The following is a 20,022-nucleotide window of genomic DNA, read 5'->3' as shown; positions in this document are numbered from 1 at the left end:
AGGAAAATACCGTGGATATGGATCTGAGTTTGCACCAAACCCGCGTGATAGGCTGTTTGATCGAAAAAGAGATCACCACGCCTGATCAGTACCCTCTCTCCCTGAATGCCCTGACACTTGCCTGTAATCAAAAAAGTAATCGTGAGCCAGTTATGGCACTGAGTGATATCGATGTTCAATCGGTGTTAGATGAGTTACGCGATAAAAGGTTGATCCGTGAAGAGTCGGGTTTTGGAAGCCGGGTGGTGAAGTTTAAACACCGTTTTTGTAATACCGAGTTCAGTGATCTGCAGCTCTCGCAACAAGAGCTCGGAATTATCTGCACGTTGTTCCTCCGTGGACCACAAACCCCTGGAGAACTGCGTAGTCGAACTAACAGGTTGTGCAGCTTTAGTGATGTCCATGAGGTTGAAGCGGTTCTGACTAAGCTGTCACAGCGGGAGGGTGTACCTCTGGTTGTTCGTTTACCGCGAGAGCCGGGTAAGCGGGAATCCCGTTATGCGCATCAATTTAGCGGTGAGATTGATCTCGCTGCCGCTCAGGAACCTATTGAGCAGCGGCCAGCGACCAGTTCAAGCGGCGAGCTGGAATCAAGGGTGGCTGTGCTCGAGGCAGAGGTGGCAGTGCTGAAACAGCAGTTGGCTGAGTTGCTTGAATAAAGGCCAGCGGCTGATACTGAGCTAGCCGTAAATGGAATAGAAAAAGTAGGCGGTGATACAGCAGCTGGCGACACTAACAAAGTGTTTGACCAGATGCTGTGGCAGCTTGCGAGAATAGTGAGCTGCAAAATAGCCGCCTGCGAGAGTGCCGGTCAGCACGATAGTACCGGAGTACCAATCAATAGCTCCCTCCATCACAAAAACCGCAATGGCGATCAGCGACACGCAAGATGAGACCAGCAGTTTGATGCCATTCATCGTGTTGATATCCCTATAGCCTGCCAGTGCCAGATAGCTGAGGGTAATGATACCCAGCCCCGCATTAAAGAACCCCCCATAGATACATACACAGAGAAGTAGTAGCAGAAGGAGAATGGCTCCGGCTTGCCCCGCACGCTTATGACCGGATGCAATTTCTTTTAGCTGCTGGTTCAGCTGACTTCCAAAGATAAACAGAACCGATGCAAACAGCAGCAACCAGGGCACGGCTTCCATAAAAAGTGCTTCTGGGGTTTGTAGAAGGAGCCAGGCCCCGATCGTTCCACCGATTAAACTCAGTAACGTGAGTTTTGTCAGATTTTCCCGATCTTTGAGAATATCTTTTCTGAAGGCGTAAGCACCGCTCATGTAGCCTGCGCATGCTGAGAAGGTGTTGGTTGCGTTGGCGATAATGGGAGGGATACCCACAAAAAGCAGTGCGGGAAACGTGATGAAGCTTCCGCCCCCGGCGATCGAATTTAGCATCCCGCCAAAAAAACCAGCAACAAACAGAATGATCAGCTCAGATAACATAACAACGACTTAGTAAAAATATTAGGAAACCATCCCGTAGAGGGGGGGGCAGCTGTGTTGATCTTCAGGTGTACGAACCATCGCCCAACGAGAAGAGGACAATAGCACACATCATCAGAATTGCCGCGATTATCCGCTGAACAAGTACCCGGGTTTTAGGGATTGGATCAGCAAAGCTCATCCCTATCAGTGCGAGGATGATTGCAAGCAGTATTGAGATCAAGCCCCGGCTGGATTGCACAATACCTCCGAAAACAACACCGATCTCGGAAAAACAGGCAAACAGGAAGAACATCGCAATCAGCCAGCTCAGTGCTGCCGGAGTGCTGGCGATGAGCTGAGAATAACTCTTAATCCGTGGCCAGAAGAGTAAGCATATTGAGCCACATAGCAGGTAGCAGAGGCTGGCGCTCAGTATTGCTGCCTGGGTAAGGGGCAGAGCAGAAAAATACTGCATCAATTTCAACACAGAGAGGTCTGAGATTGCATACCCACAGCACGCAGCGATCACCCAGAGTAATGCAGGTCCACTAATCGTGCCGCCGCTGGCACTCAACCAGATGGCACCAATGACACAAAGAAGCACCGCTCCCCACTGGAGCGCATGATAGCTCTCTCCAAAATATAGGGCGCCAATTAGCGCGAGAACAATGATTTTAAGCCCTAATAGCGGACTCACACGGGAAGCCGCCGAGTGATGAATCGCCTGATAAAGAGAGTATTGCCCGAACATATAGGAGCATGCTGCACTAATCAGAGGGAGCACGTATGAATTCAGTTGTGTGGCATGCGGGTGCCACACCATAGGCAGTATCAGTAGTGATACAAAGCCAATCACAATATGAACCAGAATGAGATGCTTGGCCGCACTGGTTTGGTAGCGCTTAATAAAAAAAGCGGAGAGCAGGTAGGAGACAGCTTGCATAAGTGCAGCGCCCACGCCAAAGGCGATACCAGCTAACATGCGTGTTGACCAACCGGTGAAAAGTGTTGTTTATGATGAAGGGGGGCGGCACTGATGGCGAACATTGAGTGATATTAATCCCGAGAGTGGAGGGCAATTATATCAGCTTACTTATCAGCTGTGATTTTTCTATAGATGCCGCTTTCAAAAAACCTCCGCTTTACGTATAAAAATTACCTTTCCGTCTACAAACGGCCTTAGCTGAAGGATAGTACCGATGAAAACACTGACCTTTTCCCGACATGACCGTATGCCTGTCATTGGACTGGGAACCTGGAAATCTAAACCGGGGGAGGTGTATGACGCAGTGATCAGCGCGCTTGAGTTGGGTTATCGTCATATCGATTGTGCTGCCGTGTATGGTAATGAGGCCGAGATTGGTCAGGCTCTCAGGCAGTGTATGAATACGGGTATTGTGAAACGTGAGGAGCTTTGGATCACCTCTAAGCTCTGGTGCGACAGTTTTGCACCAGAAGATGTGACACCGGCTTTTGAGAAAACTCTCTTAGATCTGCAGCTGGATTATCTTGATCTATACCTGCTGCACTGGCCAATCCCGCTTAAGCGAGGGCAGGGTATGAGAACTGCGGCTGATTTTGTCGATCCCAAAAAACAGCCGATCATTGAGACCTGGCGCGCTTTGGAAGCTTTGGTAGGACAGGGGCAGGTCAGGCATATCGGCGTCAGTAACTTTACGGTAAAAAAATTGGGGGCTTTAATGGCTCAGGCAGATATCGGGCCCGAACTGAATCAGGTTGAGCTACATCCCTATCTGCAGCAACCAACGTTAAGAGCCTTCTGTCGGGAAAACGATATCCATCTTACAGCCTACTCTCCGTTAGGATCAGGTGATAGGCCCAGAGCATTGAAAATGGAAGGGGAGCCTCAGCTTCTACAGGACCCTGTTGTACTTGAATTAGCTAAGCAGCTTAATGCTACACCGGCTCAGGTACTACTCAGCTGGGCGATTCATCTGGGTATCAGTTGTATACCGAAATCGGTCACTGAGGCGCGTCTAAAAGAGAATCTTGCAGCTGAATCGGTCGTTCTGAGTGCTGAAATGCTCCAGAAGCTGGAGCAGTTAGATCTGGCAAGGCGTTATATCAGCGGTGAGTTCTGGCTGGTGGAGGATGGGTACTACACGCTGGCGGATATCTGGGATGATTGAATTATTTAACAGCAAGCCCGGGCGATGGTCAGAGTTTCAGGGTGGTTAGGGCATTGCGTGATATGGGCGCTGCCTGCATCGCCAAACATATAGGGAAGGTTATCCTCAGAGTCGATCTGAAACAGAAGATCCATTTCGCACAATAGATCGGATTTCTGATCTGATAGCTCCATGCCATTTATTTCAAATTCCTCCCAGTTCGGGTAGTCAGCCGCCTGATCCCTGCTCATAATGCAGAGCTCTGCAAAGGGGGCGGGTAGCGGTGATGCAACTTGACCCGTATTTAATCTTCAGAGAGGTAATCAACCCAGCATTGTATGAAGCAGATAGCCGATAAGCAGAGGCAGTATCATTGCTGTTGTGATGATTATGATGCTCATGACCTGTATTAGATTCCCTAAGCGAACTGCTGAATCTCCTCTCTTAATCGGAGTATCTTTAATCACCGGTTGTCCAGATAGAGGGAAGCGAGCCTGTTTTACGACTTCACGACCCATTCGGTAAAAGTAGAATGAGGCAGCAAGAACAGGCAGTGCGGCAATAAAGGTGATCAATGGGATGTAAACGGGATGATCGATAAGTTTTGTCGTGAGTGTTTCGGTCCATGCCTTAACCTTGGCTCCATTAGCTAAGAGGGTCAAACAGAGCAAGATCAGTCCCGCCACCAATAATAGCGCTAATTTACGGCTTTTCGGGTCTGCTTTTTGTATATCAGGCATGGCCGTTTGCTAAGCTGGTTTATGTGTAGTTAACACGGTAACTGAATTGAACAAAGTCATTTTCAAACCGAGTGACTTTGCTCTCTTCTAAAGCGATGGTCGTCTCTAGTTCACCAAAAAGAGGGATGCCGGCGCCAAGTAGAACAGGAGCCTGGGTGATCGTAATCTGATTGATCAGTTTAAGGTTGAGAAATGAAGTGATGGTCGAGCCGCCATCAACATAGAGATGCTTATAACCCGATTGTTTTAGCTGTGCTATCAGTTGTGTAATCGTGCCCGAATAAAGCTCAACTTTGTCTTTCAGGTTTACAGGCGCTGTCGTTAAGGTGTGGCTTATTACGATGATCGGTATATCACCATAAGGCCACTGTTCCGGTGTCAGCTGCATGGAGGAGATCTTCTCCATACATTTGCGGCCATTACTATGCAATCCACCGTTTTGATGAACTGGTTAAAGCCCATATCCTGATGATCACCCAGATCAGCACTCTGATCTCCTGCCGAGTAAAGCCAGTCGACATCGCCTTCGGGGGTCGCTATAAACCCATCAGCGCTGGTCGCAATAAAAACAGAACAATGCATCTTTGATTCCTTAGACCTAATTAGGATCCGCTCAGTGTTGTTTAATTATACGTAGCAGCGCCTGAACGCCATCTTCAAGTGAGCTGCTGTTATCGATAAAGAGTGTTTGAGGTGGCATGGCATGAAGCAGGGTGTGATGTCGAGTGAGACGTTTTTCGATCTCTGCTTCATTCTCACGTCCACGCTGAACCAATCGTTGACGCAGGAGGTTCTCATCCACATTCACCATAACAGGTACCAACTGCTGATATTGCTCAGAGGCTCTATTCAGGTATTCCCTTGAGCCATTAATAATGACGTTATGATTGGCAGCCAACCAGCTGTTGATCTCACTGCTGATGCCGTAGAGGTGCCCATGAGAGGCCCAGTGGAGCGCAAATAATCCCGATTTTAGCCTCATTCTAAATTCAGTTTCAGTGAGATGAATATGGTTCTCACCGCCTGCTCCTGCCGACCGGGTGATGAATCGATGCGCGATCAGTGTTCGGTCCTCAGGATGTAAAAGGCTACGGCACCCCTGCAGTAATGAATCCTTGCCAGAGCCAGAGGCGCCCATCAGATAAAACAACTTTCCACTCATCAGGTCCCTTCCTGCAAACGATCTGGATTAATGAGGGTTATATCAGATTTTTAATTGAATCTGCAGCTCTCTCTGATCTTTGGTGATTTACCGTCTCCAGAAGGGCTTATTAGCCTCTGACAGGGCCTCACTTCGGGAGATGCCAATATCTTTTAGTTGTGAGTGGTCAAGCTGCTTCAGCTGTCGGCGACCAGTATAGTTCTGTCTCCAGCGGCTGATTAAAGCCCAAAACCGTTGTAGTGTGATAATGCTATTATGAGAAGGAGTTCTTAACTGAGGTTTGTCTTGCTTTTCGAGTGCTTGTGAGTAATTCATCGTAATTGTCTCGTTTTGTGTGCATTTAGATAGATTTTCAGGGGTTTTTAGCTATAGTGACAAACGAGTAATTTTTAGAAATGGTTAAGGAATGCTTAAGTGAATGTGGATCGATTACCGCCATTAAAGGCGCTGCGGGTGTTCCAACTGGCGGCTGAATGCGGCAGTTTTAAAGAGGCTTCAGAAAAACTCTATGTTACGCAAGCCGCGGTTAGTCAGCAGATACGTTTGCTCGAAGAGTACTTTGCAGTACCGTTATTTATTCGGCTTAATCGTGAAGTGCAGCTAACCCCTGAGGCGATCCGGTTGCTTCCCTTTATCCAGCAGGCTTTCTCGTTAATTGAGGAGGGGAGTCGTGCGTTGGGAGAGGACCCGGAACCCGATCAACTTAAGATAACCACCATCGCTTCGTTTGCTGCACGATGGTTGATCCCGAGATTAGCCGCGTTTCAACAGCTGCACCCCGAGATCAAAAGCTTTGTATCGACAACGCTCGAGCGACATGATTTTTCTGATGACAGTCAGGATCTGGCGATACGATTCACACGGGCAGGTCTGTCGGGGCTTGAAGAGAGACTTATCGCCGATGACTATATTGTGCCGCTGTGTCACCCGCAGCTAAAACAGCAGTTGGAGCAACGAGAGCTGAACTTGTCGGATCTGCCACTGCTGATCGATGACTCCGATGACCTGAAGATCGTGAATAGGGCATTTATCCAACGCTTTAGTGGTGAATCCAATGTCACACTGAAAATGCAGGATGCCTACATCCTGATCGATGCCGCTCTGAATGGGCAGGGAGTTGCGGCGGTACGTTTTAGTCTTGCTTATGAGCACATCAGAAGAGGGCAGCTGGTGTGCCCATTGAATGTCTATTGGGATTCGCCTTTCAGTTACTACCTAGTGGCACCGTCAGCGCACTTCAATCGCCCGAAAGTGGCTTTATTCAGAGATTGGATTATTGATGCGGCATCGGTGATTGAGACTGAATGGCAGCAGCTTATGGCGCGAGAGCCATTCAGCAATCAAGGGGTTAACTGAATCAGATCGAATCTACTTAGGGCGGCCATTGTATCCAGTGAACCCGCTTTTGATACATTGGGAGGCAGCTGGTCGCTATGTTGCGGACTACAGTGTCGGGGATCTGGTTGAGTCAGTCAGAACGGCCTGAACCTGATTTCTTCCTTTCCCTTTTGATAAATACAGGGCTTGGTCAGCTCTTGTGATCATCTGTTCAGCACTGTCATCTGGCAGATAAATTGTAATACCAAAGCTGGCAGTTTGAGATTCAGCTGTTGGGAAAGTGTGCTGCTCGATTAAGGCTCTGAGCTTTTCAGCCATTGAAGTAAGTTCACTGTGGCCGATTTGGGGAGAGATGATCAAAAACTCTTCACCACCCCATCTTCCAACAATATCTACAGAGCGTGTATTCGCTTGTAAAATATGAGCGATCTCTATCAGGACACTATCCCCTACGGGGTGACCATATTCATCATTAACTTTTTTGAAATGATCGACATCGGCCATGATTACTCCGAAGGGAGTCCCATATCGAGAGGCGCGATTTAGTTCTTGGTCAAGAACCTTGTTCAGCTTCTCTCTGTTGTATAGATGTGTCAGGGGATCTGTAATCGATAGCTGTGAAAGAATTCTATTGGCTGCTTCAAGCTCCCTGTCTTTCTTTTCAAGTTCAGCTAGCGCTGCTTCAGCTCTACCTCGGGCTACTTTTAATGTGTAACTCCAGTACAAAACAATACCTAAGAGGGCTGTCATTGAGAGGACGATTTTTATTAAAAAAGGCCAATTGATAGATTTTTCCGGTAAAGAAAACCATTGATTCCGAATCTCAAGCAGCTGCTCCTCTTTTATGAGACTTAATCCCTTATTGATGATGCTCTGTAGTTCAGGTTGGTCTTTTCTGATCAAAATGTGAATATTTTCTGGTTTTCCAACAGCAAAAGCGACTTCTATATAGTCCTCTAACCCCGTTTTCTTGGCTATATAGGGGGTTGTTTCATCAAGAATGCAAAGATCAGCATGGCCTGAAGCAACCGCGCTAATAATTTCATGTATATGATCGAAGTAAACGATATCTACGTTGTTCGTTATAGCGTTAAGAACTCCTTCAAACAGAACATTGCCCCTTTGCATGGCGACCTTCTTGCCTTCGATATCTGAACTGTCTGTAATCTCTTCAGGATTCCCTTTTTTGACGACTATAAGGCTGGTTGTGGAAAAATAAGGGAATGACGGAACAAAATGGGCAGCACGCTCTTCATTAAAAATAGCGGTTAATAAGCCATCAACTTCTCTGCGTTTGGCCCTCTCTTGTATCTCTTTCCATGTACCCATTTCGAAGTCGATCTCTAAGCCTGTATGTTTAGAGATCAATCTTGCGATCTGGATATCATAGCCACTGTAGGTGCCATCCAGGTTCTTTATAACAAAGGGTTCAAAAGACTCTCCAACACCTAAAACAACTCTAGGGTTAGCGGCTAAGAAAGCCTGTTCTCGTTCAGTCAGGAGGGGAGCAGCATGAACATTACATCCCCAAATTACCATAATCAGTAAACAGAGCTGATTTAAGATATCAGGAAAGTTGGAATCATTATTGTGCATAGATAAACGTTCTTATAAACCACGATTAAAGCGAACAGAGATACTTAAGAAATAGATAATTTTAAGCAAACTAACACCAAAAAGATGACTTAACCATGTTTCAGGTATTCAGGCCATGATCAATACGCAGAGTTTTCCTGATTGAGCATAGATCGCTGGGCTATGTAGAGGAAACCTACTGGCTGCACACATTGACTGGAAGTATTCAGAGCAGGAATGATTCGTTAAACCAGCTAAATTAAACTGGAACGCTATCGCATTATCTTTTTCAATATGGCCTGATCGCCAGAATATCCCCGTTTACTCTCCTAACATTCCTTTTCGACTAGTGATGCCATGTTTGGCATGAACGATGCACTGAATTCTGTCAGCGGAAAGAGTTGAAGCGCTTTATCGGTGCATTTACGTAACACAGGGGCTGTAGCCAATATGTTGGAAATACATGTGGGCGGGCTCTCTCTTTGTGCGCTTTTATGGTGCTTTGTGCATCTCTTTGGTGCAAATGGATGGAGGTCGGGTCTTAATGAGTGCATCTCAACGAATTCTGAAAGAGCGCCGTCATTACAATCGATGGGTGGCTAATCAGACGCTTGAGGATTACGCCCTCAGGTTCACTGCTGTGAGTGGGCGTCATATGAGCATCGCCAAAGTGGGTGCGACAGCCCTGGGTGCAGCTTCTTTTCTTGCACTGGAAGGGTTAGCGGCAGCGGTGACATTAAGTTATGGGTTCACCAACACCCTCTGGGCGATGATTGCGGTCTGTGTGGTGTTGTTTATCACCGGTTTCCCAATCGCCTATTACTGCGCACGCTATGGTCTGGATATTGACCTGCTGACTCGTGGTGCCGGGTTTGGGTATTTAGGTTCAACGCTAACCTCGCTGATCTACGCCACTTTTACCTTTATATTTTTCGCTATTGAAGCTGCTATTCTTGCCTCTGCGCTCCATGCTCTACTGGGCATCCCCCTCTTTATCGGATATATCATCTGCGCGGTTGCAGTGATTCCTATCGTGACCCACGGAATTACCGCGATCAGTCGTTTTCAGGTAGGCACACAGTTTATCTGGTTGCTGCTTCAAGGTGCTGCACTGGCTGTTGTGTTGATCTATGAGTATGACCATCTTCAGGGGTGGATGGAGTTTACGGCGCCAGAGTACCCGGTAGGGAGTGGATTTGATCTGGCACTCTTTGGAGCAGCAGTTTCCGTACTGATCGCATTGGTAGCGCAGATTGGTGAGCAGGCTGATTACCTACGTTTTATGCCACCTAAAACACGGGAAAACCGGAAACAGTGGTGGTTCTGGCTGGTACTCTCAGGGCCGGGGTGGGTCTGGGTTGGTTTTATTAAGATGTTGTTGGGCTCCTTTCTTGCCTATCTGGCATTTACTCAACTGGTACCCTTTGACCAGGCTGTTGATCCTACCTATATGTATCAGCAGGTGTTTTTGACGTTGACACAATCTCCTGCGTTCGCGCTTATACTGGCTGCTGTGATGGTGATCCTCTGTCAGATGAAGATCAACGTGACTAATGCATATGCGGGTTCAATCGCCTGGTCGAATTTCTTTTCACGTTTAACCCACAGTCATCCCGGGCGTGTTGTGTGGCTGATCTTCAATGTCTCAATTGCCCTGTTGCTGATGGAGCTAGGTATCTATCAGGCGCTTGAAGCGATTCTGGGGAGTTTTGCGATTCTGGCATTGGCATGGCTGGGTTCATTATCTGCCGATCTCCTGATCAATAAGCCGCTGGGGTTAAGTCCAAAGGATATTGAGTTTAAACGTGCGCATCTCTATGACATCAACCCGGTCGGGGTTGGTTCAATGGCGATCTCAACGCTGGTCGGTGTTCTGAGTTATTTAGGTGTGTTTGGCGAAGGGGCACATCATCTATGTCATTTTCTGACACTGCTGAGCTGCTTTATCAGTGTGCCACTGATCGCCTGGATAACAGGGGGGCGTTACTACATTGCGCGTAGCTCAGGTTGTATGGCGCAGTTCAGTGATGGGAGAGGGCATATTCATCCCGCAGGCCAAAGTCTGATCAAGTGTGGTGTCTGTGAAAACAGTTTTGAACAGGAGGATATGAGTTATTGTCCTGCCTACCAGCAGCCTATCTGCTCACTCTGTTGCTCTCTCGATGTGCGTTGTCTGGACAGTTGTAAGCCCAAAACCGGTGTGTCTGATCGGATTCTAAGAAATTTATACCGTTATCTTCCCGTTTATACTGTACGTATGCTCTACTCCCGGCTTGGACGCTTTATTGGATTGGTAGTCAGCGTAAATCTTCTGATAGGGGCCTTGCTGCTTCTCATCTTCAATCAGATGAAACCGATCAATGAGGCGGAAGTTGCTCTGCTGACAGATACGTTCATTGCGCTATCAATTGTGCTTTTTATCGCATCAGGGGTGATTGTCTGGTTGTTCCTGCTGGCCCATGAAAGCAGGATAACCGCGCAGCGAGAGTCTAACCGACAAAGCCTCAAGTTGACCCGGGAGATTGATGCGCATGAGCAGACCGACCGTGAGCTTCAGGAGGCAAAGGAGTTTGCTGAACGGGCTAACGAAGCGAAAAGCCGTTATCTCACCGGTATTAGCCATGAGTTAAGGACTCCTCTGCAATCAATTCTCGGGTATGCGCAGCTCTTATCAGAGCGGGAGGCGATTGCCGATGAGCATAAGCGTGGCCTTAAAATTATTCATCGCAGTGGTCAGTACCTGACGGATCTGATTGAGGGGTTACTGGATATCTCAAAAATTGAAGCAGGCAGATTGGAGCTGTTTCGAAGTCAGGTCCAACTACCCGAACTGGTGGAACAGCTCTCTTTAATGTTCAGTATGCAGGCGGAGCAGAAACAGCTGAATTTGAACTGCAAAGTGTATGATCCACTCCCCGATATTGTGATGACAGATGAAAAACGGTTGCGACAGATCCTAATCAATCTTCTGTCTAATGCTGTTAAATATACCCCGCAAGGGCAGATAGACTTCGAGATGCGGTACCGTAATCAGGTTGCTGAATTTATTATCAGGGATACCGGACCGGGAATCGATGAACTGAATCTTAAGCGTATTTTTGATCCCTTTGAGCGTGTACGCAATCAGGACACAGCCAGTTTGCCTGGGACTGGGTTGGGATTGACCATCGTGAAACTCCTCACTGAGATTATGGGAGGGGACCTTCAGGTTAAGAGCGTGCCAGGGAAAGGTTCAGAGTTCCGAGTGAGTTTACTGCTTCCCTGGGTGGATCAGCCTGCTGCGGATGACCCCCGAGCTAAGCAGCCTGCTGGTTATGAGGGGTATCAGAGAACTCTCTGTCTTGTTGATGATGATCCGGTGCTAAGAGGACTGCTCGCCGATCTGTTAACCCCTTTGGGCTTCAAAACGGTTGAGGCACACAGTGGAGAAAGTTGTCTTCAACTGGTTAACCAGATCCGCCCTGATCTCTTTATTCTTGATATTTCCATGCCCGGAATGAGTGGTCTGGAACTGGCACATCAGTTGAAAGAACAGGGCTTTTCACAGCCGATCCTTATGCTCTCAGCTAATGTGGAAGATGACAGTCAGCAGAGTATCTATCGACAGGATTATGATGACTATCTGGTGAAACCGGTGAGCAATCAGTATCTGCTTGAACGGATCGCTCATCATCTTGAACTGGAGTGGGTCTATGGTCATCACACCGACTCTCAGCCACTTTCTGAAGGCGAATATGAGACAGATATTTCGGAGCTGACAGGTAGTGATCTTCAGTTTCAGTCCCCGGAAGGGCTCTCAATTCCTCGTCATAACCTGATCCTTGAATTAAAGGCATACGCCGAGATGGGCTATCAGAAAGGGGTCGTTGAAAGTCTGAGAAAGATTGAGTGTGAAGATCTGATCTGTAGTGACACGCAGCGTTATTTACAGCATCTCTGTGCAGGGTTTCAGTTTGAAAAATTAGCAGCAACCATTGAGGAAAGGATCTGATGAAGGCGGTGGTAAGCAACGACATTGTGCTGGTGGTGGATGATTCTCCGGATGCACTAAGTCTGATCAACGATGCACTGGAAGGGGCGGGGATGGATGTACTTGTCGCTTTAGAGGGGAAGCAGGCTTTGACGATCGCTAACCGTATCCGTCCGGATATCATTCTGTTAGATGCGATTATGCCCAATATGGATGGCTTTGAAACCTGTAGGGCCTTGAAAGCAGATCCTGCACTGGCAACTATACCGGTAATTTTCATGACCGGGCTGACTGATACCTCTGATCTGGTTCGCGGACTAGAGGTTGGTGGGGTCGATTATCTGACTAAACCGATTAATCCGAGTGAGTTACTCGCACGTATGAAGGTTCACCTGAATAATGCGCGCCAGGCAGTTAGTGTACAGTCGGCACTCGATAGCAGTGGACAGTACCTGATGACGCTCAACCAGCAAGGAGAGCTGATCTGGGGAACTCCCCAGGTATATGCCCTGTTAGCCAAAGCGGGGGCTGACGAGCGCTGGCGTGAGAAATTTCTACCTGAACAGCTTAGTCAGTGGGTTGTTTTACATGAACAGGCAGATGGGAAGCCACTAAAACTTCTTCATCTGGCCTATCCACTTGAGCTGGAGATGGTCACTTTTCACGCTAATGGAGAGTTTTTGGTCAGACTAGTTGATGGGAATAGGTTGCAGGGTGCTGAGCTATTGCGCGATAAACTTGCAGTGACAGAACGGGAATCAGAGGTACTCCATTGGGTGGCTAATGGCAAAACAAACCGTGAGATCGCTGAGATTCTTGAGATGAGCCCTCGTACTGTTAACAAGCACCTGGAACAGATATTCCCAAAGCTCGGCGTTGAAAACAGAACTGCGGCTGCAGGGATTGCTATTCGTGCCTTGGCAGAACAATAGTTGTAACAAGTTTGATCTGTATACTTGTTCAGCAGGGGGCTTCAGAGGAAGATCATATAGCCATTTTATTTGTATGGTTAATTTGATTGTCATTATTTTATGCTATGCCTAATGTGTGGGTGATTATTGATAGCTTTTAGGGAGAGGGTTGTGAAGATTAATCGATCACTTGTAAGTCTGATCATCAGTTTCCTGTTAAGCAGCAGCCTCTATGCTGACGACTCAATCCGTCTAGTAACACTCTATGCTATCGATTATCGTCCCTATATGATCGTCCGTTCTGATACCGAGATAACCGGGATCGATGTTGATGTCACCAAAGCTGCATTTGCGGCTGTGAATGTTGATGCAGTGATTAAAACTGCACCTTGGAAGCGTATCTTGAAGAGCTTAAAGCATGGCCGTATTGCTGGAACGCTATCTTGCTCTAAACGACCGGGGCGGGATGAGTTTATTCTTTTCAGTGAGCAACTGAGTTCTGCCACACAGGTTGCTGTTATGGCAAAACAGACATCTTCAAAAGCATTGATCCGTATCTCAGATATGCACCAATACAGTGTTACGGCTGTTGAAGGCTGGGGAATTCAGAAGCAGCTTGAACGTTTGGATATTGCGCACACACAGGTTCCATCAATTGAAGCGGGCATTAATGCAGTTTTGCATAGGGATATCGATCTGTTTTATAACGGTGAACTGACAACCCGTTATATTGCACGTCAAAATGGTCAGTCGCTCAATCTCAAATATATCCATTTTTCAGATCAGGAGAGTACACCGTTTTATCTCTGTTTGAGTAAACGTTTCTCTGGTTCTGATAAATTGGCCGATCTGTTTAACCAGGGGTTGAGAAAAATTAAGGAAAGTGGCGAATTTACTGAGATATATAACCGATATCTATAGAGAAAGGGTTCAGGGATGGTTTTTGAGTTCAGACATAAGATCGCATTCAAACAGGCTAAATCAGTCCTGTTGATCTCTGTACTGTTAGGGTTGGTCTTTACGGTCTGGCAGTTGCATCAAGATCTGGAACAGGAGCGCCTCAATAGTGCCTCGGATATTCAGCGCGTCATTCAACTCCACCAGGAATCAGCTTCTCGTTCAATTTATAACCTTGATCTACTGCAAGCAAAGGAAACAACAGATTCCCTGATCTCTCATCCGGCTATATACATGGCTCGACTTGAAGATGATTTTGGAGATCAGCTGGCAAGTAGTATCCGTAACCGCTCAGATGAGAGAGAGTGGTTGACTCAGATAGGCTTGTATCTCTTCGAAATAGAGCCTGAGATCAAAATGGAGTTGCAGGTTGGAGCAGAGAGTAGCCGACCCGCTATATTATCCGTTGAACTGGATCGTCCCTTTATCGTTAGCGAATTTGTGCAACGTGCTGTGAGAAGTTTGGTAATTGGTATCGTTCGGGATGTTGCGCTTGCGTTCATACTGCTGTGGCTATTTTATCGTTATCTCTCCCGACCTATTGTGCATATTTCTGAGTGGATCAATTCTCTACGTTCTGAGAAGAAAACGGGAGATATCCCCTATCTGGAGCGGGATGAGATTGGTGATCTTGTCAGAAGCTTTGACAGCTTGTGGCAGGAAAAGCAGGCAATGACTGAGCAGCTAAATAGCAGTATCCGTGAATTGACCCGAAGTGAACATTTTTCCCGTACGCTTATGGAGAATGCCGGTGATGCGATGTTTCTCTGTAGTGATGATACCTCCATCGTCATGGCTAATCGCCAGGCCTGTGAATCTTTGGGAGTGGGTAGTCAGCAGATCGTAGGTACTCGTCTTTCAGACTATAGCCAATCCTATTCCCACGATGAATTAAGTCAGTTGTTTGATTCTCTGTCAGAAAAGAGGGTCACGACCTTTGAAGATATTCAACGTGCTGAAGCTGATAGTTTTCCGATAGAAGCGCGTGGAATTAAGGTTTTTCTTGAAGAGCAGAGTTACCTGCTGATTCTGGCCAGAGATATCACTGCACGAAAAGCGGCAGAAGAGCAGATCTATGAACTTGCCTACTTTGATACCCTGACCGGCTTGGCTAACCGACGATTGTTCATCGATCGCCTTACCTCTTCTGTTGACCTTCACCGCGCCAAAAAGAACAGTGGAGCGGTGCTGTATCTGGATCTTGATCGGTTTAAAACTATTAATGACTCATTAGGGCATCCGATTGGGGATCAGCTCTTGCGGCAGATCGCCAGACGGTTGCAGGACCAGCTTCCCGCCGAGGCGACCTGCGGGCGTCTGGGAGGTGATGAATTTGTTGTACTTCTACCAGAGGTTGGCAGTAACGATGTTGCAGCAGCTGAATATGCGGCTCATCTCGCGGAGACTCTAGTGAGTCTGATGGCTATTCCGTTTGAGGTAGATAATAATTCCTTGTACTGCACCGCCAGCATCGGTATCTCGGTGTTCCCAGAGGTGAACGAGAATGCGGCTGACATATTAAGACAGGCCGATACGGCGCTTTACAGAGCCAAGGCGCTGGGACGTAATGGCTACCAGTTCTTTGACACTGAGATGCAGTCATCGGCTCAGCTACGTATGGAACTGGAAAAAGGGCTCCATCAGGCTTATGAGAATGAGGAGTTTGAGCTTTGGTATCAGCCTCAGGTGGATGAACACGATAACATTATCGGTTTAGAAGCACTTATCCGCTGGCGCCACCCAGAGAAGGGCATTATCGCACCCGGGGAGTTCATCTCTGTAGCAGAGGAGAGTGGTCAGATCATAGAGATTGGCAACTGGGTACTTGAGCAATCGATCCAACAGCTCTCTATATGGCTGCAACAACCGCTTCCTAAATCTTTCCATCGTCTGGCAATCAATATCAGCCCGTTACAGTTTATGCAGGTTGATTTTGTTGAGCGGGTTAACAATCTATTGGATAAATACGCGCTTCCGGGGCATATGGTTGAGTTGGAAATTACCGAAAATATGCTGCTTAACAATTTCGAAGTTGCTTGCAATAAGATGAAGCTGCTCAAGCAGAAGGGGGTCTCATTTGCGATCGATGATTTTGGTACCGGTTACTCCTCTCTGAAATATCTGCGCCACCTTCCTCTGGATATCCTGAAAATAGATCGCTCGTTTGTGACCGATCTACATCCGCACTCAGAGTTGGCTGCCATCGTAGAGGTTATCATTGCAACCGCAGACCGGCTTGCACTGGTGGTGATTGCAGAGGGGGTTGAAACCGAGAAGGAGAAAGAGACACTCCTGGCACTGGGATGCCACTGCTTCCAGGGCTATCTCTACTCCAAACCGATTCCCGCAGCCCAGATCACAGCGCTGTTAGGGCAGCCTGAGAAGAGTACCTACTGACCTGCTTAAACCCCGTTTTACTCCTCTGTTGAAGGCGATTTATAGCCATTGATCATCGCTTTTACCAACGATTCATCATGCACTCTACTTGATATGATCACTCCGGCAATGTGGAGGATTATAAGAAACAGCATAAGGTTGGCAGAGGCTTCATGAATATCTTCCCAAAAATCCTCTTCATGATCATCGTGGTCCCTTTCCTTGAAGTCCCATTCATCATCGCCATATGCAGAGCTGATAATCGATAGAGATTGTTCAGATACCGATGCAAACGGCCCAAGCCCCTCTTCAACGGCATAGAGTTTTAGTCCACTAAAGGTAATTGTCGTTAATGTCAGAAGCATCGTCAGTACCATCACTCCGCCGAGCGGGTTATGGCCGAGATAGTGTTTCGGCTTTCCACCAAATAGCGACTTGGTGTAGTTAAGGATTGACCGGGGGGAGTAGATAAATTGGTGAAATTTTGCATAGCGGCTGCCGATCAATCCCCATATTATTCTAAGCGAGATTAAACCGGTGATAATATATCCTGCATTGACATGCACCCACTCAATCTCATCACCGCTGATATAGCAGAGCATAAAAAGTAAAACGAGTGACCAGTGGAACAATCGGACAAATTTGTCCCATACATAGATGCGGTTATCGGTATCCATCTCAGTGTTTCCTTAAGCTTAAAAAGTAAAAAGGTGTGATCGGGTCAATCATCCGGAAATAGACGGTATATTCATCAGACATCTGTACCTTTCTGATCTTAGGACATATGTACTATTCATATAAATCAAGGAGTTATTTTTATTTTTAGTGTGAGTCGTGAGAAACTGATTGTTGCGTTTCTATCATTGGTTGTTGTGGCCAGCGGGGCCGATCTGCTGACGGATCTATCTCAGGGTGCCAGCCGAATCCACCTGATTCAGGAAACGATCCTTCTGAGTTTTGCCTTCACCATTCTTATCTGGTTATTCGTAGAAAACGTGCATAAGAAGCGTGAGATCGCAAACCTCAAGGCGGAACTGGAATCTGTCCAGACGCTGCCAACCCCACAAAGTGCTGAGTTAGTGACGGCGAGAAAACAGCTAGGTGAAGCGATCAATACCCAGTTTACTGAGTGGAAACTGAGCCAGAGTGAACGTGATGTCGGACTGCTGCTGATAAAAGGTTTTAGTTTGAAAGAGATCGCCCTGTTGCGCGGAACTGCTGAGAAAACAATCCGTCAGCAAGCCTCCTCCATCTACCAGAAATCAGGACTGGCAGGACGACATGTTCTGGCGGCTTGGTTTATTGAAGATCTGCTCTGATTCAGAGAAGGGGGGAACCGAAGGTCATCAGAAGGGCTCCGGCAATAACTGAGCCCAGCATTGGAAATGCGACCTTTCGTGATAGGTTTTTATGGCCGATAAAGATCGTCATCGACATCTTAACCAGACTGTTAACGGATGCAGCGATGACAATCCCCAGTGCTGCTGTATTCAGGCTGAGATACTCAGGGCTTTGGCGGCCCAGAGTCAGTGTGATCGGGTCAACATCAGAGAGACCAGATAGCGCCGACAGGACCAGTGTGCCGGTATCGCCAAACCAGTTGGATAGTGCCTGTGACAGCAGCATGATAATCATTAGTAGAAAACCAAAGACAAATGCTGAACTCAATGCCAGTGGATTATGGTTCTTCTCAATATTATGGGGAGCACCATCCTGGTGCTGACGCCAGAACCAGAGGGCCGGTAGGTAGAACCCAGCCATCATCAATAGCATTACAGGCCAAAGCATCATCGCGAGCGGTTGATTGAGCACCATCAGTACCAGAATGATTCGCGGGAACATCGTGCCACAGCTCACCAGAATTCCGCTGGCCAGAAGGTGACTCAGTGCGGGTGAATTTTTAGACAGGTGAGAAAACTGCAGGGTGAGTGCTGTCGATGAACTGAGCCCTGCAAAGATAGAGGTGAACAGAATACCTCGGCGGGCGCCCCCAATGCGGATCGCAAAATAGCCAAGAAAAGAGATGCTGGCGATCAGAACCACCATCCACCAGATCTCATATGGATTGATCGCGTTCCAGGGCCCATAACCTTCATCTGGGAGTAGGGGAAGTAGTACCACTGAGATCAGAAGGAGGCGTAGGCCAGCGTCTAGTTCATACTCGCGTAAACGCTGCAGAGCGCCATGCAGTTCTGGTTTGCTGTCTAGAATCAGTGCGGTGATCACAGCAGCCGAGACCGCTATCACAGGGTCTCCGATCACAGCGAGGCACCCCAACACATAGGTTATCAGCAGGCCGATAATGCCGGTGATGCTGACATCATGATTACTGCGCTGGCTACGGATAAAGGCGACGGCCATGATGATTATCAGGGCAAGCATGCCAAACCCGATCAGCCAGGGAGTAAGATGCTGCGCCAGTGCAGCGGTCAATCCGCCAAAGAAACCAACCAGTGAAAAGGTACGGATCCCGGCAACACGGCTACCCTCCGCGCTGTGTCGTTGCGACCAGCCACGTTGAATTCCGATAATCATCCCGATCATCAGGGCTATGACAAGATGCCAGAACAGATTGTTTTCAAAGGTAAATAAACTACTATCCATCTGTTAATAGTGAGAGATATTCCTCTATTTCGCCAGTACAGAGATCATGATCTGTGGTTGCTTTCTTATGTTTCTGTGTAACTATATCTGCACAAAACAGATCAAGAGTGTGTATTTTGCTAAGTGAACAATTAGAAAAGCTTTGGGAGATGGCCTCCGATGCCCATGCCGCTATTCAGCGTGATTTTGAGGAGATCGATCCGATCATCGGTGTTAGCCAGAATATGAGAAAGCAGGGGATACCTGCTGATGCGATGACCGTTGATTGTCTACGAAGCCGGAAGCGGATCATTATTATCCTGCATGATCAGCAACCTGATCTGGTCAATTATCAGTTCTCTTTTATGGATAAAGACCCGGAGGGTGCTTTTCAAACTATCGCTTTCAGTGAGATCAACACGCAGTTGCTCTATGACTGGATTGCCGGCTACTTCTCCAAAAACAGTAGCTAGTCGTTTGCACAACCGAGTGTCCGCATGTGAGCGGATAAGAACCGGGAGGGTTGAGGATTGAAGAAGTGGCAAGCTGGTCTTCTCACCCTGTTCGGGGCGCTGATGACCACTGTGGGCGGCACCTTTATCGGACTCTATATTTGGAGTGCAGTGATCTCCCGTATAGGTGAGCCCGATCAATCACTGCTCTTTTGGTACCTCCCCATACTGTTTCTGGGCATAGTTGTCGGAGTTGCTGGTTTGTCTCTCGCATATGTTGGGATTAAGCGTATAAAAGCGATCCGAAAAGATGGTTCCTGAACATCGATCATACTGCCGGAAAATACTGCCAGGTGAACGGGTTATGTTCGATAAGCCTTAAACCTATTTGGAGTT

Annotated in this window: 21 protein-coding genes; 10 read left to right on the top strand and 11 right to left on the bottom strand. The window is 47.5% G+C overall.

What is annotated here, in order from left to right:
• Positions 1-11: 11 nt before the first annotated feature.
• Complete coding sequence (locus tag Q0882_RS00475) at positions 12-659, top strand: DUF480 domain-containing protein (RefSeq protein ID WP_299176540.1); 648 nt, start codon at positions 12-14, stop codon at positions 657-659.
• 21 nt (positions 660-680) lie between these two features.
• Here the strand turns inward: Q0882_RS00475 and Q0882_RS00470 are convergent, their stop codons facing one another.
• Both Q0882_RS00470 and Q0882_RS00465 read right to left on the bottom strand, forming a co-directional pair.
• A complete protein-coding gene (locus tag Q0882_RS00470; RefSeq protein WP_299176537.1) occupies positions 681-1,451 on the bottom strand; it encodes a sulfite exporter TauE/SafE family protein in 771 nt (256 codons plus the stop codon).
• 64 nt (positions 1,452-1,515) lie between these two features.
• Complete coding sequence (locus Q0882_RS00465) at positions 1,516-2,415, bottom strand: EamA family transporter (RefSeq protein WP_299176535.1); 900 nt, start codon at positions 2,413-2,415, stop codon at positions 1,516-1,518.
• A gap of 217 nt (positions 2,416-2,632) precedes the next feature.
• Here Q0882_RS00465 and Q0882_RS00460 point away from each other — a divergent pair, with 217 nt between their 5' ends.
• Positions 2,633-3,583, top strand: a complete 951-nt coding sequence (locus Q0882_RS00460; protein ID WP_299176533.1) for an aldo/keto reductase — start codon at positions 2,633-2,635, stop codon at positions 3,581-3,583.
• Positions 3,584-3,588: 5 nt separating this feature from the next.
• Here Q0882_RS00460 and Q0882_RS00455 read toward each other — a convergent pair whose 3' ends face one another.
• From Q0882_RS00455 to Q0882_RS00430, 6 genes are all read right to left on the bottom strand, one after another.
• Positions 3,589-3,813: a hypothetical protein gene (locus Q0882_RS00455; RefSeq protein WP_299176531.1), complete on the bottom strand. Its 225-nt coding sequence runs from the start codon at positions 3,811-3,813 to the stop codon at positions 3,589-3,591.
• A 72-nt stretch (positions 3,814-3,885) separates the two neighbouring features.
• Complete coding sequence (locus tag Q0882_RS00450) at positions 3,886-4,302, bottom strand: hypothetical protein (protein WP_299176529.1); 417 nt, start codon at positions 4,300-4,302, stop codon at positions 3,886-3,888.
• Positions 4,303-4,321: 19 nt separating this feature from the next.
• Positions 4,322-4,708 carry a dihydrofolate reductase family protein gene (locus Q0882_RS00445; protein WP_299176527.1) on the bottom strand — a complete coding sequence of 129 codons (387 nt, stop codon included), beginning with the start codon at positions 4,706-4,708 and terminating at the stop codon, positions 4,322-4,324.
• Positions 4,681-4,884, bottom strand: a complete 204-nt coding sequence (locus Q0882_RS00440) for a hypothetical protein (protein ID WP_299176525.1) — start codon at positions 4,882-4,884, stop codon at positions 4,681-4,683. The genes Q0882_RS00445 and Q0882_RS00440 overlap by 28 nt, the downstream gene beginning before the upstream one ends.
• A gap of 31 nt (positions 4,885-4,915) precedes the next feature.
• Complete coding sequence (phnN, locus tag Q0882_RS00435; RefSeq protein WP_299176523.1) at positions 4,916-5,464, bottom strand: phosphonate metabolism protein/1,5-bisphosphokinase (PRPP-forming) PhnN; 549 nt, start codon at positions 5,462-5,464, stop codon at positions 4,916-4,918.
• Between the two features lie 87 nt (positions 5,465-5,551).
• Positions 5,552-5,779 carry a DUF1127 domain-containing protein gene (locus tag Q0882_RS00430; RefSeq protein WP_299176521.1) on the bottom strand — a complete coding sequence of 76 codons (228 nt, stop codon included), beginning with the start codon at positions 5,777-5,779 and terminating at the stop codon, positions 5,552-5,554.
• A 99-nt stretch (positions 5,780-5,878) separates the two neighbouring features.
• Here Q0882_RS00430 and Q0882_RS00425 point away from each other — a divergent pair, with 99 nt between their 5' ends.
• Positions 5,879-6,820 (top strand): LysR substrate-binding domain-containing protein, encoded by a 942-nt coding sequence (locus Q0882_RS00425; RefSeq protein WP_299176519.1) that lies wholly within the window; start codon positions 5,879-5,881, stop codon positions 6,818-6,820.
• 87 nt (positions 6,821-6,907) lie between these two features.
• On the opposite strand, the gene Q0882_RS00420 is transcribed toward Q0882_RS00425, so the two are convergent.
• Entirely contained in the window at positions 6,908-8,398 is a 1,491-nt protein-coding gene (locus tag Q0882_RS00420) for a diguanylate cyclase (RefSeq protein ID WP_299176517.1), read from the bottom strand.
• Positions 8,399-8,921: 523 nt separating this feature from the next.
• On the opposite strand from Q0882_RS00420, the gene Q0882_RS00415 reads away from it, so the two are divergent.
• From Q0882_RS00415 to Q0882_RS00400, 4 genes are all read left to right on the top strand, one after another.
• Entirely contained in the window at positions 8,922-12,368 is a 3,447-nt protein-coding gene (locus Q0882_RS00415; RefSeq protein WP_299176515.1) for an ATP-binding protein, read from the top strand.
• The gene (locus tag Q0882_RS00410) at positions 12,368-13,279 is read left to right on the top strand and encodes a response regulator transcription factor (protein WP_299176514.1); all 912 of its coding nucleotides are present in this window, start codon (positions 12,368-12,370) and stop codon (positions 13,277-13,279) included. Before Q0882_RS00415 ends, Q0882_RS00410 begins: the two co-directional genes overlap by 1 nt.
• 150 nt (positions 13,280-13,429) lie before the next feature.
• Entirely contained in the window at positions 13,430-14,179 is a 750-nt protein-coding gene (locus tag Q0882_RS00405) for an ABC transporter substrate-binding protein (protein ID WP_299176512.1), read from the top strand.
• A 15-nt stretch (positions 14,180-14,194) separates the two neighbouring features.
• Positions 14,195-16,612: an EAL domain-containing protein gene (locus Q0882_RS00400; protein ID WP_299176510.1), complete on the top strand. Its 2,418-nt coding sequence runs from the start codon at positions 14,195-14,197 to the stop codon at positions 16,610-16,612.
• Positions 16,613-16,629: 17 nt separating this feature from the next.
• Here the strand turns inward: Q0882_RS00400 and Q0882_RS00395 are convergent, their stop codons facing one another.
• Positions 16,630-17,268, bottom strand: coding sequence for a cytochrome b/b6 domain-containing protein (locus Q0882_RS00395; protein ID WP_299176508.1), 639 nt, complete (start codon positions 17,266-17,268; stop codon positions 16,630-16,632).
• A gap of 150 nt (positions 17,269-17,418) precedes the next feature.
• Between Q0882_RS00395 and Q0882_RS00390 the strand changes: the two genes are divergently transcribed.
• Positions 17,419-17,910 (top strand): DNA-binding response regulator, encoded by a 492-nt coding sequence (locus tag Q0882_RS00390; protein WP_299176506.1) that lies wholly within the window; start codon positions 17,419-17,421, stop codon positions 17,908-17,910.
• Position 17,911: 1 nt separating this feature from the next.
• Here the strand turns inward: Q0882_RS00390 and Q0882_RS00385 are convergent, their stop codons facing one another.
• Positions 17,912-19,195, bottom strand: coding sequence for an MgtC/SapB family protein (locus Q0882_RS00385; RefSeq protein WP_299176504.1), 1,284 nt, complete (start codon positions 19,193-19,195; stop codon positions 17,912-17,914).
• Positions 19,196-19,311: 116 nt separating this feature from the next.
• Between Q0882_RS00385 and Q0882_RS00380 the strand changes: the two genes are divergently transcribed.
• Both Q0882_RS00380 and Q0882_RS00375 read left to right on the top strand, forming a co-directional pair.
• The gene (locus tag Q0882_RS00380; RefSeq protein WP_299176501.1) at positions 19,312-19,647 is read left to right on the top strand and encodes a hypothetical protein; all 336 of its coding nucleotides are present in this window, start codon (positions 19,312-19,314) and stop codon (positions 19,645-19,647) included.
• A 57-nt stretch (positions 19,648-19,704) separates the two neighbouring features.
• On the top strand, positions 19,705-19,947 hold the full coding sequence (locus Q0882_RS00375; RefSeq protein ID WP_299176499.1) for a hypothetical protein: 243 nt from the start codon (positions 19,705-19,707) through the stop codon (positions 19,945-19,947).
• Positions 19,948-20,022: the final 75 nt, after the last annotated feature.

It is taken from the genome of uncultured Neptuniibacter sp. (genome assembly GCF_947498015.1).
In the GTDB taxonomy this organism is placed as follows: Bacteria; Pseudomonadota; Gammaproteobacteria; order Pseudomonadales; family Balneatricaceae; genus Neptuniibacter.
Note: the sequence above shows the minus strand (reverse complement) of the source record. Positions and strands in the feature narration are given on the sequence as shown.

Coding starts and splice junctions, on each gene's coding strand:
- Q0882_RS00470 (WP_299176537.1), bottom strand. CDS start 1,451: ATGTTATCTGAGCTGATCATTCTGTTTGTTGCTGGTTTTTTTGGCGGG.
- Q0882_RS00465 (WP_299176535.1), bottom strand. CDS start 2,415: ATGTTAGCTGGTATCGCCTTTGGCGTGGGCGCTGCACTTATGCAAGCT.
- Q0882_RS00460 (WP_299176533.1), top strand. CDS start 2,633: ATGAAAACACTGACCTTTTCCCGACATGACCGTATGCCTGTCATTGGA.
- Q0882_RS00455 (WP_299176531.1), bottom strand. CDS start 3,813: ATGAGCAGGGATCAGGCGGCTGACTACCCGAACTGGGAGGAATTTGAA.
- Q0882_RS00450 (WP_299176529.1), bottom strand. CDS start 4,302: ATGCCTGATATACAAAAAGCAGACCCGAAAAGCCGTAAATTAGCGCTA.
- Q0882_RS00445 (WP_299176527.1), bottom strand. CDS start 4,708: ATGGAGAAGATCTCCTCCATGCAGCTGACACCGGAACAGTGGCCTTAT.
- Q0882_RS00440 (WP_299176525.1), bottom strand. CDS start 4,884: ATGCATTGTTCTGTTTTTATTGCGACCAGCGCTGATGGGTTTATAGCG.
- phnN (WP_299176523.1), bottom strand. CDS start 5,464: ATGAGTGGAAAGTTGTTTTATCTGATGGGCGCCTCTGGCTCTGGCAAG.
- Q0882_RS00430 (WP_299176521.1), bottom strand. CDS start 5,779: ATGAATTACTCACAAGCACTCGAAAAGCAAGACAAACCTCAGTTAAGA.
- Q0882_RS00420 (WP_299176517.1), bottom strand. CDS start 8,398: ATGCACAATAATGATTCCAACTTTCCTGATATCTTAAATCAGCTCTGT.
- Q0882_RS00415 (WP_299176515.1), top strand. CDS start 8,922: ATGAGTGCATCTCAACGAATTCTGAAAGAGCGCCGTCATTACAATCGA.
- Q0882_RS00410 (WP_299176514.1), top strand. CDS start 12,368: ATGAAGGCGGTGGTAAGCAACGACATTGTGCTGGTGGTGGATGATTCT.
- Q0882_RS00400 (WP_299176510.1), top strand. CDS start 14,195: ATGGTTTTTGAGTTCAGACATAAGATCGCATTCAAACAGGCTAAATCA.
- Q0882_RS00395 (WP_299176508.1), bottom strand. CDS start 17,268: ATGGATACCGATAACCGCATCTATGTATGGGACAAATTTGTCCGATTG.
- Q0882_RS00385 (WP_299176504.1), bottom strand. CDS start 19,195: ATGGATAGTAGTTTATTTACCTTTGAAAACAATCTGTTCTGGCATCTT.